Source organism: Morganella psychrotolerans (assembly GCF_965118875.1).
GTDB classification, from domain to species: domain Bacteria; phylum Pseudomonadota; class Gammaproteobacteria; order Enterobacterales; family Enterobacteriaceae; genus Morganella; species Morganella psychrotolerans_C.
This window is the reverse complement of the sequence record NZ_CBCPJD010000002.1, coordinates 123,361-138,054: the sequence shown is the minus strand read 5'-3', so window position 1 is coordinate 138,054 and position 14,694 is coordinate 123,361. Positions and strand designations below refer to the sequence as shown.

Genomic DNA, 14,694 nt, shown 5'->3' with positions numbered 1-14,694 from the left:
TCCCGATGATATGAGGTGAGGCAATATGTCTGTCTTCTCACTAAAGTTAGATATTTCAGATAACCGTTTTTTTAACGGAAAACATTCCCCGCTTTTCTCCCGCGCTGAAGCTCACAAAGCGCTGAAATTTCATGAGAAAATTACGGGATACCATCCTACCCCGCTGTATGACATGAAAGATCTCGCCGGGTTACTCGGCGTGGGCAACATCCTGGTAAAGGATGAATCACAGCGTTTTGAACTCAATGCCTTCAAAATTCTGGGCGGCTCTTATGCCATCGCCCACCTGTTGTGCGAAAAGTACAACATGAATATTGATGATTTCTCCTTTGAGAAACTCAAAAGCACACTGACCGAAAAAATGACGTTTGCCACCACAACTGATGGTAACCACGGACGTGGTGTGGCATGGGCTGCCCGTGCATTAGGTCAGAAGGCCGTTGTTTATATGCCGAAAGGCTCCGCACAGGAGCGCGTGGATCACATTACCGGTCTCGGCGCTGAGTGCATCGTCACTGACATGAATTATGACGATACCGTCCGTCTCACCATGGAAAATGCCAAAAAACATGGCTGGCTCGTGGTGCAGGATACCGCCTGTGAAGGCTATACCAAGATCCCGACCTGGATTATGCAGGGCTATACAACGCTGGCTGCCGAAGCGGTCGCCCAGATGAAAGAAATGAAGATCACACGCCCGACTCACGTTCTGTTACAGGCAGGTGTGGGTGCGATGGCAGGCGGCGTGCTGGGCTATCTGGTTGATGAGTTCGGCGCAAAAGATCTGCACTCCATTATTGTTGAGCCGGAACTGGCAGACTGCCTCTACCGCTCAAGCCTGAAAGGCGAAATCGTCAATGTCGGCGGGGATATGGCAACCATCATGGCAGGTCTTGCCTGTGGCGAACCAAACCCGATTGGCTGGGAACTGATGCGCAACTGTGCGACGCAGTTTATCTCCTGTGAAGATGCGGTTGCCGCCCTCGGCATGCGTGTTCTCGGTAACCCGTACGGCAATGATACACGAGTGATCTCCGGTGAATCCGGCGCGGTGGGTCTCGGCGTGCTGGCAGCGGTTCATCATCACCCGAAACGCGCGGAACTGATGGCAAAACTCGGTCTTAACAGTGATTCCGTCATTCTGGTTATCAACACCGAAGGTGACACAGATACAAAACATTATCGTGAAGTTGTCTGGGAAGGTAAAAACCCGGCTCATAAATAATCATTTTATGGCGGTGCCGCATGTATCCGCCATGACAAATTTAACTGATTGCGAATTTAACTGATTGGAGAATTGAAAGATGGCTAAGCAAATCCCGTTTGATAAAATTGTCGAAAAAGCAGAACACTATAAAAAAGACATGACCCGCTTTCTGCGCGATATGGTGGCAATTCCCAGCGAAAGTTGTGATGAAAAACGAGTGATCCACCGCATTAAAGAAGAGATGGAAAAAGTCGGCTTTGATAAAGTGGATATTGACCCGATGGGTAATATCCTCGGCTATATCGGTCATGGTCCGCACCTGATTGCAATGGATGCACATATCGATACCGTGGGTATCGGTAATATCAAAAACTGGGAATTCGACCCGTACGAAGGAATGGAAAACGACGAAATTATCGGTGGACGTGGTACATCTGACCAGGAAGGCGGTATGGCTTCTATGGTGTATGCCGGTAAAATCATCAAAGATTTAGGTCTGGAAGATCAGTACACCCTGTTAGTGACCGGTACCGTTCAGGAAGAAGACTGTGATGGTCTGTGCTGGCAGTACATTATTGAGCAGGATAAAATCAAACCTGAATTTGTGGTCAGTACTGAACCGACAGACTGCCAGATCTACCGTGGTCAGCGCGGGCGTATGGAAATCCGCATTGATGTTCCGGGGATAAGCTGTCACGGCTCTGCACCAGAGCGCGGCGATAACGCTATCTTTAAAATGGGGCCGATCCTGGGTGAATTGCAGCAACTGGGTAAACGTCTGGCAACTGACGAATTCCTGGGTCAGGGGACATTAACTGTATCTGAAATTTTCTACACCTCTCCGAGCCGTTGTGCCGTGGCTGACAGTTGCGCCGTGTCTATCGACCGCCGTCTGACCTGGGGCGAAACCTGGGAAGGCGCACTGGAAGAAATCCGCGCATTACCGGCAGTGAAAGCCGCAAAAGGTGTGGTGACTATGTACACTTATGAGCGCGCATCATGGACCGGCCTGGTCTATCCGACAGAGTGTTACTTCCCGACCTGGAAAGTGGAAGAAGATCATTTCACTGTCAAAACCCTGGATCGCGCATTCCGCGGCCTGTTCAACAAAGAGCCGGTTGTTGATAAATGGACATTCTCCACTAACGGCGTGTCTATCATGGGTCGTCATGGTATTCCGGTTATCGGTTTTGGCCCGGGTAAAGAGCCTGAAGCTCACGCACCAAATGAAAAAACCTGGAAAGACCATCTGGTTACCTGTGCGGCAATGTATGCAGCCATTCCGTTAAGCTATATGGCTGAACTGAAAAAATAATCTTGTCAGTAATATCTGCCCCGCACTCATGTGCGGGGCTTTTTCCGGAGTACCCCCTATGCGCACACTCATTATCAACGGCACCGTCGTCAATGCTGACGGACAACACCGGCAGGATGTACTGATAGAGAATGGTCTCATCGCACAGCTTGCTCCGTCCATAAATCCTCCGGATGACTGTCAGGTCATTGATGCGCAGGGATGTTACGTCTTCCCCGGCGGGATTGATGTTCATACCCATTTTAATATTGATGTCGGACTTGCCCGCAGCTGTGATGATTTTTATACCGGTACGCGTGCAGCAGCCTGTGGCGGAACAACCACCATTATCGATCATATGGGATTTGGTCCTGCGGGTTGCTCACTGCATCACCAGCTTGAGAATTATCACCGCTACGCCAAGGGACGCGCTGTTATTGATTATAGTTTTCATGGTGTTATTCAGCATATCAATGATGATATCCTCAATGAAATTCCGCTGATGGTCGCGGACGGGATCAGCAGTTTTAAACTCTATCTGACTTATCAGTACAAACTGGATGACCCCGATATTTTACGCGCACTGCAACAACTTAACCGGTCAGGCGCACTGACCACCGTGCATCCGGAAAATGATGCGGTGATAGCGCAGCGCAAAGCTGAATTTGTGAAAAAAGGTCAGACCTCACCGATTTTCCATGCCCTTAGCCGCCCGGCTGAATGTGAGGCGGAAGCTATCGGCAGAATGATCAACCTGGCACAATTGTCCGGTAATGCCCCGCTCTATATTGTGCATCTGTCCAACGGGCTGGGTCTGGATTACCTGAAAATGGCAAAAGCCCGCCATCAGCCGGTCTGGATAGAAACCTGTCCGCAATATCTGTTTCTGGATGAGCGCTGCTATGAGCGCAGTGATGCACTGAAATTTATTTTAAGCCCGCCGCTGCGTAATCAGCGGGAACTTGATGCATTGTGGGTCGGGATAGGCGATGGTTCCGTGGATGTTGTAGCAACCGATCATTGCACCTTCCCGTATCAGCAACGACAGGTGCTTTCCGGAGGCGATTTCACCCGCTGCCCTAACGGGCTGCCCGGCGTGGAAAACCGTATGCTGCTGATGTTCTCAGCCGGCGTTATGCAGGGGCGGATTTCACCGGAGCGCTTTGTATCACTGACCAGCGCCATGCCGGCGAAACTGTTCGGGATCTGGCCGGAAAAAGGCGTTATCCGCCCGGGAGCAGACGGTGATATTACCATTATCGACCCGGCACAGGAAACCACTATCCGCCACGCGGATCTGCATGATAATGCAGACTACAGCCCGTATGAGGGCATGATATTACAGGGAGCTGTCCGCTGCACCCTGTCACGCGGTGAGATTATTTACCGTGACGGCGAATTTATCGCAGAGCCCGGACGCGGTCGTTTCCTGAAACGGCGTCCGTTTCAGGCTCCGCTCCGGCACTATTAATCATTGTCCGATTATCGTTTCAACTAATTCAATACGGGTAAGAAAGAATGAAAAAAACAATCGTATTAGCACTGGGCGGCAACGCACTGGGGAATGACCTTCCGGGGCAAAGAGAAGCAGTAAGAACCACCTCCGTTGTTATTGCTGATTTGATAGCGCAGGGATACCGCGTTGTAGTCACACACGGTAACGGACCACAGGTCGGTATGATCACACAAGCCTTTGAAGCTGCGAGCAAGACTGAAGCCAAATCGCCGGTTCTGCCTATGTCAGTCTGTGTGGCACTCAGCCAGGGCTATATCGGCTATGATTTACAAAATGCACTGCGGGAAGAACTGCTGAACAGAGGAATTAATAAACCGGTTGCCACACTGGTGACCCAGGTTGAAGTGGATGCAAACGATCCGTCATTCCTTAACCCGACCAAGCCTATCGGCGCATTTTATACCAAAGAAGAAGCAGATGAGCTGACCAAAAAAGGGTTTGAAATGCGTGAAGATGCCGGGCGCGGTTACCGCCGTGTTGTCTCTTCACCAAAACCGGTTGATATTATTGAAAAAGAAACTGTCAAAGCGATGCTGGATGCTGATCAACTGGTTATCACTGTCGGCGGCGGCGGTATTCCGGTTATCCGTAAAGGCAATACTCTGCGCGGCGCAAATGCGGTTATTGATAAAGACTGGGCAAGCGCCAAACTGGCAGAAATGATTGATGCAGATATGCTGATCATCCTGACTGCCGTTGAAAAAATTGCGATTAATTTCGGCAAACCAAACGAACAGTGGCTGGATAAACTGACATCCGCAGATGCGCAGCGCTATATCGATGAAAAACATTTTGCACCGGGTTCGATGCTGCCGAAAGTGGAAGCGGCACTGTCATTCAGCCGCAGCCGTAAAGGGCGTAAAGCGCTGATTACCCTGCTGAGCAAAGCAAAAGACGGGATCGAAGGTAAAACAGGAACTGTTATCAGTGACGAATAGATTTTCTGTTAAATTCCCTTTTTATTGATGGTACAAAAATCATTAATAACTAAATGACCGGATATCCGGTCATTTTTTTCATCTGGTATAAAATGATATTTGTTTTATTTTTAATAAAATAATAAGTTTTTTCACTTAATGCATTCTATTGTTTTCATACGACACATAATGAAATATATAGATAAAAAACAAAATCATCAGATTAAAAAATAACTTATTTTAAAAAAAACCATTGAATTCAACTTACTAAATAAAATCAAAATACGCAAATGACATAATTACAATAAATCGCAATAATGAATTACACATTGAAACAAATTACTCGCGCTAATTGTAACAGACAGAGCCATGAGAGATATGCAACCATAAAATCAAAAATAAGAAATACAAATAACTTATTTTCATTCTTTTTATGATTAAATTCTAAATAAAAAACCAGAAAATAATAACAAAAAATACACAATTGAAGGTAATTTATTGATTTTTAAAATAAAAATAAACGAAACACAATAAACAAAACCATACAAACAATAAGTAAAAATAATTAATATATATCAATGGATAATTTAATACGTATAATCGAACACCTGAAATCATCCTGACATATTAAATTAATTATTTTTGAATATTGATTTCAACATTTAAAACACTCGTAAAAAGATATATTTAATTTATTTATCTATTTTTATTTTATTAAAAAAATAAAAATCAACAATCCGTTTATTATCTGTATAAACAAACCGGGGTATATTATGCATAAGAAATTAATCGTTTTATCTATTGCTGCTTTATTCGGAACTACTGCGGCTCAGGCTGCAAACCAAACAAGTGTTGAGTTTTTGGGTAACGTTCAGGCAATCAGCTGTGATATTAGCGTGAATGGTCAGAGCCAGGTCTCTCTGGGTACAGTAAAAACATCTGATTTTTCAACTGCCAACAGCGCCATCACTGCCGGACAGAAAGAATTCCAGATTGCATTAACCGGCTGTGATACACCTGCAGCAGCGGGTACTGCATCACTGGAAGTGAGTGGTGATACCGTATCAGGTACCAACAACATCTTCCTGCAGAAATCTAAAAATCCAACCAGTAATGTCGGTGTTATGCTGATGAATGGTGCAAATCCTGTAGAAAACGGTTCACTCGTTGAAATTGGTAAAGTAACTCAGGGGGAAGGCGGCGCCTTAAATCCTTTGACTGATAATACCGTCACCTTAACGGCTGCATACGCATCTACTGCAACATCCCAAAACGTAACAGTCGGTACTTTCAACGCACCTGTTCTGTTCTCATTTGTTTATCAGTAATTAATTTTCAGGGAGGGTACCCACGCTATTCAGGCTATCTGAATACCAGTGTATATCCCTCCCTCTTTATAAGAAAAAAAATGAAATATATATTAATTCCTTTTCTTTTACTTATTACACTATCTGCTCATGCGAACACAGCAGGTATGTCATTTCAGTTAGGCGCACTGCGGGTTGTCTATAATGAGGGGCAAAAAAGTGCTCCACTGGATCTCATTAACAACTCTCCGGATACGCCTATTCTGACACAGACGATAATTATTGATGATCCGAAAGGAAAAGCAGTAAATGACTTCAAAGTTATTCCACCACTAACTAAAGTGTTACCGGGTTCATCTAATCAGATAAAAATAATTCAGATAAACAGAGAATTACCTAAAGATAGAGAATCTATTTTTTATATAAACAGCAAAGCACTGAGTGCTGCAAATAAAAATGATAATGATGATAAAGCCGTAGGTGGTGGCGTTAATATCGGAATCGCATCTGTTATTAAACTATTTTACAGACCCGCTAACCTTCCGGTAACTATAGATGATGCACAAAAAAACCTTACATTTTCTGTCACTGATAAAAAACTGACCATTACAAATTCATCACCTTATTACATCAATTTAATCAATGTAAAAATAGGTAGTGAAAATATTGTTATTTCAGAAAAACCAATGCTTGCCCCATTTGAAAAGCATTCATACCTGCTGAATAAAATGGTCACTGACAAAAAAATAAAATGGACAATTATCAATGATGCTGGTGGCCTGCTGGAGTTTACCCGTTAACATAAAAAAAATAATCATCAGTTTATTGATATTATTACCATTTTTTCAAGCTAAGGCAGCAACGACTGCCCAGTTAAATTTTACAGCAAATATTTTGCGTTTGTCCTGTGAGTTATCAGTATCAAATTCAAGTATACGATTTAACCGGGTAATAGCGTCGCAACTGAAAGGATCACAGTTGTCAGATATAAAACAATTTTCAGTTAATATTAAAAATTGTACCGGATTACCCGGAACCGGTTTGAAACCTCAGGTGGTTATCTCAGGAAATGGATTTAAAAGTCAGGATGGAAAGTGGATATTCAGACAGGATAATTCAAAACTTAAAAATATCGGCACGATGATATTTCATAAAAATCAATCGCCGATATACCAGGATAAAGAATTAAATCCCGGAGACAGAGTTGAGTTTAACTACAATGGACAGGGTTTCCCTATAGGTGAATCCATAAATTTTCATGCCGGGCTTACGTGTGGTGATACTGTAACCTGTAATAAAGCACAAAAAGAACCGGGTGAAATGAAAGCCATTGTTTATTTTGATTTCAGATATGACTAAATGAAAGAATATATATTTAATCAGATTATTTTAACAATATTATTCGTATCCGTATTTAATTGTCATGCACAAAGCAACACAAATGGGATAATACTTAATAAAACAAGAGTAATTATTGTCAATGATACTGATAGCTTATCAATAAAAAATAACAGCGATGATACGTATCTTATCAAAAGCGATATATTGACCGGACCTGAAATTAACGACAAAAAAAATGACAGCATGATCATTTCTCCTCCGTTACTAAAAATAAAGGGAAATGAAACAAAGACCATAAAACTGTGGAAAAAGAAACATCATGTATCAGATCGTGAAGATATTGCGTATCTATCTGTTCTGGCGATCCCGTCAACGCCTGAAAGCTATATTAATAATGATTACGTTTCAGTTGGATTAAGAAGTGTTATTAAAGTATTTATAAGACCAACATCATTGCCTGAACCCAGTCATCATTCAGTATGTAGCCTGAATTTTGAAAAAACAATGAACAAACAGGTTACAGCAACCAACACGACAGCTTATTTCATCACCATAAGTGAAATAATAGTGAATGATGACAAGAATATATTAGACAGACCCGTAATGATTTACCCTTTTGGTAATGTGAAAATAAATATAGCTCCGGAAATACAAAAAATAAAATGGAGATATATCAATGACTATGGAATTCATTCTAAGTACTGTGATACCAGAATAAAGAATAATTAATAAAAGACATTATTTTTAACACAAGGAAATACTTAAAAATGAAAAAACATAAAATAAAAAATAAACATTTTTTTGTATTAACAATAATACCAGTATCTGTGTTTTTATCTGCAAACCATGCATTTGCAGATGATTTTTTTGATCCTGCATTTTTATCCTTTGGTGATAATACAGTATCTGATCTGGATTTATCCAGTTATGAAAAAGATGATCAACTCCCTCCAGGTGAATATTACGTAAATATTAGTGTTAATAAAAAATTTAACAGTGAAGAACTAATTACTTTCCACACTAATAAAGAAAATAAACTTGTGCCATTATTAACACCATTGCAGTTAATTAGTTTTGGTGTCAATGTAAAAGATACGCCTTACCTAAAGAATTTACCTGAAGATGAACCTATTATTAATTTATCTGAATTAATACCAGATTATCAGTTTACATTTAATGAAAATAAACTGGATCTGCTGTTCAGCTTCCCTCAGATTGTAATGAAAAATAAAGATAATGGATCTACTGATCCATTGCTTTGGGATGATGGCGTACCTGCATTAATACTAAACTATAATGTTATGGGTGGGAAAACAGAATCAAATGGCACTAAATCCGAAAATTTATTCACACAACTATATGGTGGTATAAATTTTCAGGCATGGCGTCTGAGAATGAATGCCAGTAATAACTACTATAAATCAAGTTTAAATGGAAAAACTACATCCAATAACAATCATGATATTAATAATGTCAGGTTATACCGTGACATTAAATCATTAAAATCCAATCTTAAAATTGGTGAAATTTTTCCATCCTCAGATATTTTTGAGTCATTTCCTATCAAAGGAATATCATTATCAAGCAGTAACGACATGATCCCGGAATCACTGCGTGGGTTTGCACCGACTATCACCGGTTATGCCAACAGCAATGCTACCGTCACTGTCAGTCAGAATAATAATGTAATTTATCAGACCTATGTTTCTCCCGGTCCCTTTTCGATTGATGATATCCGGCAATCGCAGTTATCCGGGGAATTAGAAATAACAATAACAGAAGCCGATGGTACGGTCAGAAAACAGATTTATGCATCCAGCGGACTACCTGTTATGGAGCGGGAAGGCGGATTTAAATATGAAGTATCGTCAGGGGAATATAACAGTAAAAACTCAAAAAAGAAGTCATTCCTTCTTGGGGCATTCAGTTATGGTTTACCAAAAAATATCACCGTATATGGTGGTGCCCTGATTTCAGAAAAATATTACTCCACCGTTATGGGTGTCGGTACATCTCTGGGTAAATTCGGCGCACTGTCTGTTGATATTACGACATCAGATACAACACCGGAAAATACTCATCAGCGGGAAAAAGGTCAGTCTTACCGGATAAAATATGCAAAAAACATGTTATCCACCGGAACTACTATTGACCTGGCGGCGTACCGCTACTCGACTGAAAATTATCATGATTTCAATGAAATTAATAATTTTCAGTATACCGATAATGCATGGACGCACGGAAAACAGCGCTCAAGTTTACGCCTGAGTGTCAGCCAGCAACTGGGTAAGTATGGCTCTGTTTTTGTTGCCGGTAACCGTGAAGACTTCTGGGATAATAAAACAGTAAATAATAATTTATCCATGGGTTATAACGGGTCTCTCAACAATATAAATTACTCTCTTTCTTACAGTATTGAAAAAAAGAAAGGTGATAACAATACCTGGCCGGAAGACAGGCGCTGGACCGCCAATATACAGATCCCTTTATCTGTGATGAGTAATAATGAATTTGCAAAAAATTCATCAGCTTCCTATTCACTCAATGGCAGCAGGAATGCATCGACAACGAATAATCTTGGTTTAAGAACCTCTTTTCTTGATAATAAAGTGGGTTTGTCATTAAATCAGGATTACTCACATAACAGCGACCAGACTAATAATACAAACCTGAATGCCAACTATACCGGAAACATTACAAACAGCAGTGTCGGTTATAGTTATGGGAATAACTATAACTCATTGAATGCCAATATTAATGGTACAATTGTTCTCCATGAAAAAGGGGTAATTTTTTCTAAACAGGCGGGCAATACGGCATTAGTCCTCATTGACGCACCGGGTGCCGGTGGTACAAAAATTAATACAGGGCTTTCCGATATAAACAGCAATGGACAGGCATTAGTTTTTGCCGGTAATCCCTATAATAAAAATTCAGTTGCATTAGACGTCACAACCCTGCCGGATAATGTGGAAGTAGACAGCTCTGTTATTAATGTTTATCCGACAAAAGATGCCGTTGTTCTCGCAAAATTTAAAACAAAGCAGGGATATCAGGTACTCTTTACACTAAGCCATAACGGAAATGAATTACCATTTGGTACAATTGTTTCCGCTGAAGGTGATAACACAAATAGCGGAATTGTCGGTGACAGCGGACAGGTTTATCTTTCCGGTCTTCCTGCTGAAGGAACTATACTGGCAAAATGGGGTAATTCGGCAAACCAGTCCTGCCGCAGTAATTACAACCTGGAAAAAGACAGTACATCAATTGATGACGATAATCATTTTATTAAAGAAGTTTCACTACAGTGTCAGTAAGACTTATCAAAAAATGGTGCTTATTATGAAATATCTCTTTATGATTTTATGTATTTTATTAAGTTCGCTGACAACTGTTCAGGCAGCACCTGATAATAGCGGCGGATTATCCTTGCATGTTACCCGGGTTATTTTTCATGAAGATGACCAGAAAGGCGTTACGCTCAACATTATAAATAACTCAGATAATGACTACCTTCTTCAATCCACTGTCCGTGATATTGATCCGCAAACAGGAGGCGTAAGTCAGTCAGAACGTAAAAAGATGCCATTTATCATTACACCACCGCTTGATAAATTTACAGCACACAGTGAAAAAACACTGCATATCCGCCGGGTAAACAGCATTCCGCTATCAAATAAGAATGAATCGGCTTTCTTTATTTCGTTAAAAGCAATTCCGGTTACTGAGCAACCTGATGCCACTGATAATAGTATTGTTCTGGCTACTGTTATTAATCTAAAATTATTTTATCGGCCAAAAGAATTAACCCGGGATTTTATTTATGCATCATCTTCATTACCGGCATTATGCAAAAAAGATAATATACTGATTGCAAAAAACAATACGCCATACTGGATAGTATTCAGCTCCCTTAAAACGGATCAAGAAAATATCGGCGAGGAACAATTACGCCATATGATACCGCCTCATGAAAGTTATCCGTATGAAATTAAACGTGATTTAAATCATCAGCAAGCGGAATGGACGCTGATTGATGAAAGTGGCTGGATAACACCATCAGAAAAACAAACTATATCTGATTGCAGTCAATAGTGATTATTATTTTTCAGGTAAAAAAAATGACAACAATAAAAAGAAGTATAACTAAATGCTTAATTTCGGCAGGTATACTGTCATTAACACTTCACTCTGCGGTATACGCTGAAACCATTACAATTAATGGCGGGAAGGGACAACTCTGGTCGGGTAAGACGTTCAACATAACAATGACGGGAACTGGCGTAACAAATATGGCACCTAATTTCGGCTTCCCTAATGTTGCAATGGCTCTTGGCAGTAATTATATTTTTTGTTCCGAAAAAGATTATTCCGCCATGGTAAACGGAGCCCAGGGGGTCAGGCTGGCTCCCGGTATTATTATCGTTCCTCAGGCCAGTTTTCAGGTCACTTACACCAATACCGCCGGCAGAGTAGTAGAAGCTGGCGGTGAATTTGGTCCGAATCCATTTCTGTCAGCCAATATCGCCAGCTCTCCGCCACTTCAGCTCTCACAAAAATACGCAAACTGTGCAAACTTTGGTGATGTAAATACGGTATCTCCGTTTCATGGTTCACCAACCCGGCGGGTATGGATGGTCGGAAGCTGGTCTATTCACGGTGATGGTACACAAAAAAATACCACTATCACCGACTTCCGGGCACATACCACGTTATGGGCAGCAAGCACACAGGTTGAATCATTATTCTCCCCTGAAACTATCATCAAAGTATCTACTCTGGAATGTAATGTCAGCACACCGGCAACCATCAACTTCGGCGATGTCCCCTACAGTAATGAAGCAGGTAAAGAACTGGGTAAAACAACCTCAGTGATTAATGCAAGCTGTTCGCAGAATGGCCAGGGATCTAATTATAATATGAACCTGGAATTCAGAGCCGTATCCGGAATATATAATGGTGATTACTCCAGGCTGAAATTAAAAGAAGGTGGCGGATATATTACCGGTGAAATAAAAAACGCTGTCGGTGCTAATTTTAACGGGCAGTGTAATTTATCTAATGGTATCAAATTTAATCAGAGTAAAATAAAAATTGCCACTATCACACCAGCCGAAAAGACTAAATCAGTTGATACACCTGTAACATGGCGACTGTGCTCCGCAGGGAATAAATCAGATCCGTTACCCTACGGAAAAGTAAATGCGACCGCAGAAGTTGCCATCACATTTAATTAATCATAAAAAAGCCGGTTATTTTAACCGGCTTTTCATATATCCCCAATGTCATTCAAGATGCAGTCAACGAACTTGCGGTTTGAATGAATAAGGGTATAGATTATAACCCGTAAATCTGGGTATCTTTCGGATATTTAAGGGTATAGTTCAGCGGTAATTCCACTTCCTGCTGTGGCTTTAATGTCACTTCCCACTCAATTTCACCGGTTATTTTATCCAGTTTTCCGTCACCAAATTCACTCTCTTTCACCAGGATTTTACTGTCCTGACTAACAGGAAGCTGATCAAAGACATGTACCGTAACAGGCTCGCTGTAAACCGATTTCAGACGGATAATATAACCTTCAGATTGCTCAACGGCAGAGCCGAGAATACCCGGTTGTTTTTTCAGTTTCGCATTCACAGTACGGGATACCTGAATATCTTTATTCATCCCGAACGGAACCGCCAGTTTATCCGTCAGAGTAGGGGCATCAATAAACGAGGTGCCGATATAACGGTCAGCAAAGTAAATATTAGCGTTGCCGCTCAGCAGATTAAGTGCCGGGACATTATCAATATCCGCCTGAAGATAAACATGCTCATCCAGCTTAGGTCGGGTGATATAGCGGTATTTCCCGGTCAGCTCTGTCTGTTTGATGGTCAGCGAACGCGACTCTTGTGATGACGGCAGTGAATACGGCTGCGCGATATTATAACTGAGACTGATACCATTACTGTCTGTACTGACAAAGTCAGCTATCCCGCGGCTTACTTTTTTATTTTTCGCTGACTTCTCTCTCGCTATCACCATCGGAGCGGGTGCTGCAACCATATCTGCCATCATATTCCGGGTTTCATAGTCCTGAACCTGAGCCAGATACCACGGGAAAAGCTGTGGTGCCGCAATAGTCTGTACCGGGTCTGCCGATGATAATGTCAATTTTACCTGATCCCAGTTAATGCCTGTATTCTGAATAACATCTGCCTTATATGTCAGTGTAACCGGCTTATCCAGCCCGGTGGTGCGGATATCATACGCAGGTGCCCAGGCGGCATCGGCGGTGATATAAGCAATATCCAGCTCTGCGGTAACCGCTTTTTTCGCCGCCACACTGACGACAATCTGTGGCTGACGTCCGTCAAACCGGGCGGTTTTTTCTGCAAACAGAGCCTTCAGCCGGGTGATTTCTTCTGTTTTATCACTGATTTGTTTTTGATAACCGAGTTGTTCACCGTAGATTTTTGTCATCTGTTCACGGATAAACGCCAGCTTCTGCACGGATTGCTCCGTGGATAATGCCCCGCTGCTGCCGAAAAAATCCTGATCCCGCAGTAATCCCAGTTGTTCATCATTTATCTGAATAAACATATTCAGCTGCGCAACAGCCTGCTCACCGGTGTCAATCTGTGCTTTCAGTGCATTGATATCCGCAGGATAAACCGGCTCTTTTGCTTCGCTGCGCAAATTGACTGACTGAATCGTCACATCATCATTATTCAATATGACAGAGAGACTGGCGGGATTAATATTGTTTGCCACATTTGACAGCACAATTTCGCTTGCTCCGGCAGGCAGTGTCAGTGTGGCACTGTTAAACAGTTCCGCGCCACGCAGAAAAATCGTCGCACTGTTAAGTTTTACATCCTGAACAATTACATTTTGTGCTTCTGCTGCCGCACCTGCCGATATCACCATACCGGCTACCAGCAGCGTACTTTTCACGCTGTACGTTAATGCCATTTCATTGACTCCCTGATTATCAGAATTACCGTCGTTTGAATGAATAAGGGTATACGGTTAATAACCTTTTATAATAAATCCGCAATCTGCAGGAAGATAACGGAATAACCTTAAAAATAAGTAACCTGTGACACTTTCATACCTGTAAA

The 14,694-nt window shown here is 41.8% G+C and carries 12 protein-coding genes; 11 read left to right on the top strand and 1 reads right to left on the bottom strand.

Annotated features, from left to right (window positions below):
* The first annotated feature begins 25 nt into the window (after window positions 1–25).
* From dpaL to ACMHKJ_RS04100, 11 genes are all read left to right on the top strand, one after another.
* On the top strand, window positions 26–1,225 hold the full coding sequence (gene dpaL, locus ACMHKJ_RS04150; RefSeq protein ID WP_413492236.1) for a diaminopropionate ammonia-lyase: 1,200 nt from the start codon (window positions 26–28) through the stop codon (window positions 1,223–1,225).
* Between the two features lie 79 nt (window positions 1,226–1,304).
* Window positions 1,305–2,522 (top strand): YgeY family selenium metabolism-linked hydrolase, encoded by a 1,218-nt coding sequence (locus ACMHKJ_RS04145; RefSeq protein ID WP_067367972.1) that lies wholly within the window; start codon window positions 1,305–1,307, stop codon window positions 2,520–2,522.
* A gap of 58 nt (window positions 2,523–2,580) precedes the next feature.
* A complete protein-coding gene (hydA, locus tag ACMHKJ_RS04140; protein ID WP_413492234.1) occupies window positions 2,581–3,972 on the top strand; it encodes a dihydropyrimidinase in 1,392 nt (463 codons plus the stop codon).
* Window positions 3,973–4,019: 47 nt separating this feature from the next.
* Window positions 4,020–4,955, top strand: coding sequence for a carbamate kinase (arcC, locus tag ACMHKJ_RS04135; RefSeq protein ID WP_413492232.1), 936 nt, complete (start codon window positions 4,020–4,022; stop codon window positions 4,953–4,955).
* A 752-nt stretch (window positions 4,956–5,707) separates the two neighbouring features.
* On the top strand, window positions 5,708–6,262 hold the full coding sequence (locus ACMHKJ_RS04130; protein WP_413492231.1) for a fimbrial protein: 555 nt from the start codon (window positions 5,708–5,710) through the stop codon (window positions 6,260–6,262).
* Between the two features lie 80 nt (window positions 6,263–6,342).
* Entirely contained in the window at window positions 6,343–7,041 is a 699-nt protein-coding gene (locus ACMHKJ_RS04125; protein ID WP_413492230.1) for a fimbrial biogenesis chaperone, read from the top strand.
* Window positions 7,007–7,600, top strand: coding sequence for a fimbrial protein (locus ACMHKJ_RS04120; RefSeq protein WP_413492228.1), 594 nt, complete (start codon window positions 7,007–7,009; stop codon window positions 7,598–7,600). Before ACMHKJ_RS04125 ends, ACMHKJ_RS04120 begins: the two co-directional genes overlap by 35 nt.
* Entirely contained in the window at window positions 7,601–8,311 is a 711-nt protein-coding gene (locus ACMHKJ_RS04115) for a fimbrial biogenesis chaperone (protein WP_413492226.1), read from the top strand.
* 38 nt (window positions 8,312–8,349) lie between these two features.
* On the top strand, window positions 8,350–10,902 hold the full coding sequence (locus tag ACMHKJ_RS04110) for a fimbria/pilus outer membrane usher protein (RefSeq protein WP_413492225.1): 2,553 nt from the start codon (window positions 8,350–8,352) through the stop codon (window positions 10,900–10,902).
* A complete protein-coding gene (locus ACMHKJ_RS04105) occupies window positions 10,856–11,680 on the top strand; it encodes a fimbrial biogenesis chaperone (RefSeq protein WP_413492454.1) in 825 nt (274 codons plus the stop codon). Before ACMHKJ_RS04110 ends, ACMHKJ_RS04105 begins: the two co-directional genes overlap by 47 nt.
* Window positions 11,681–11,877: 197 nt before the next feature.
* Window positions 11,878–12,822, top strand: coding sequence for a hypothetical protein (locus tag ACMHKJ_RS04100; RefSeq protein WP_413492224.1), 945 nt, complete (start codon window positions 11,878–11,880; stop codon window positions 12,820–12,822).
* A 100-nt stretch (window positions 12,823–12,922) separates the two neighbouring features.
* Here ACMHKJ_RS04100 and ACMHKJ_RS04095 read toward each other — a convergent pair whose 3' ends face one another.
* Window positions 12,923–14,545 (bottom strand): DUF4139 domain-containing protein, encoded by a 1,623-nt coding sequence (locus ACMHKJ_RS04095; protein ID WP_413492223.1) that lies wholly within the window; start codon window positions 14,543–14,545, stop codon window positions 12,923–12,925.
* Window positions 14,546–14,694 lie beyond the last annotated feature (149 nt).

What these genes read in the sequence shown, in the direction of transcription:
- ACMHKJ_RS04130 (WP_413492231.1), top strand. Translation starts at nt 5,708, where the DNA reads ATGCATAAGAAATTAATCGTTTTATCTATTGCTGCTTTATTCGGAACT.
- ACMHKJ_RS04145 (WP_067367972.1), top strand. Translation starts at nt 1,305, where the DNA reads ATGGCTAAGCAAATCCCGTTTGATAAAATTGTCGAAAAAGCAGAACAC.
- ACMHKJ_RS04095 (WP_413492223.1), bottom strand. Translation starts at nt 14,545, where the DNA reads ATGGCATTAACGTACAGCGTGAAAAGTACGCTGCTGGTAGCCGGTATG.
- ACMHKJ_RS04105 (WP_413492454.1), top strand. Translation starts at nt 10,856, where the DNA reads ATGACGATAATCATTTTATTAAAGAAGTTTCACTACAGTGTCAGTAAG.
- ACMHKJ_RS04120 (WP_413492228.1), top strand. Translation starts at nt 7,007, where the DNA reads ATGATGCTGGTGGCCTGCTGGAGTTTACCCGTTAACATAAAAAAAATA.
- ACMHKJ_RS04110 (WP_413492225.1), top strand. Translation starts at nt 8,350, where the DNA reads ATGAAAAAACATAAAATAAAAAATAAACATTTTTTTGTATTAACAATA.
- arcC (WP_413492232.1), top strand. Translation starts at nt 4,020, where the DNA reads ATGAAAAAAACAATCGTATTAGCACTGGGCGGCAACGCACTGGGGAAT.
- hydA (WP_413492234.1), top strand. Translation starts at nt 2,581, where the DNA reads ATGCGCACACTCATTATCAACGGCACCGTCGTCAATGCTGACGGACAA.
- dpaL (WP_413492236.1), top strand. Translation starts at nt 26, where the DNA reads ATGTCTGTCTTCTCACTAAAGTTAGATATTTCAGATAACCGTTTTTTT.
- ACMHKJ_RS04125 (WP_413492230.1), top strand. Translation starts at nt 6,343, where the DNA reads ATGAAATATATATTAATTCCTTTTCTTTTACTTATTACACTATCTGCT.
- ACMHKJ_RS04100 (WP_413492224.1), top strand. Translation starts at nt 11,878, where the DNA reads ATGGCACCTAATTTCGGCTTCCCTAATGTTGCAATGGCTCTTGGCAGT.
- ACMHKJ_RS04115 (WP_413492226.1), top strand. Translation starts at nt 7,601, where the DNA reads ATGAAAGAATATATATTTAATCAGATTATTTTAACAATATTATTCGTA.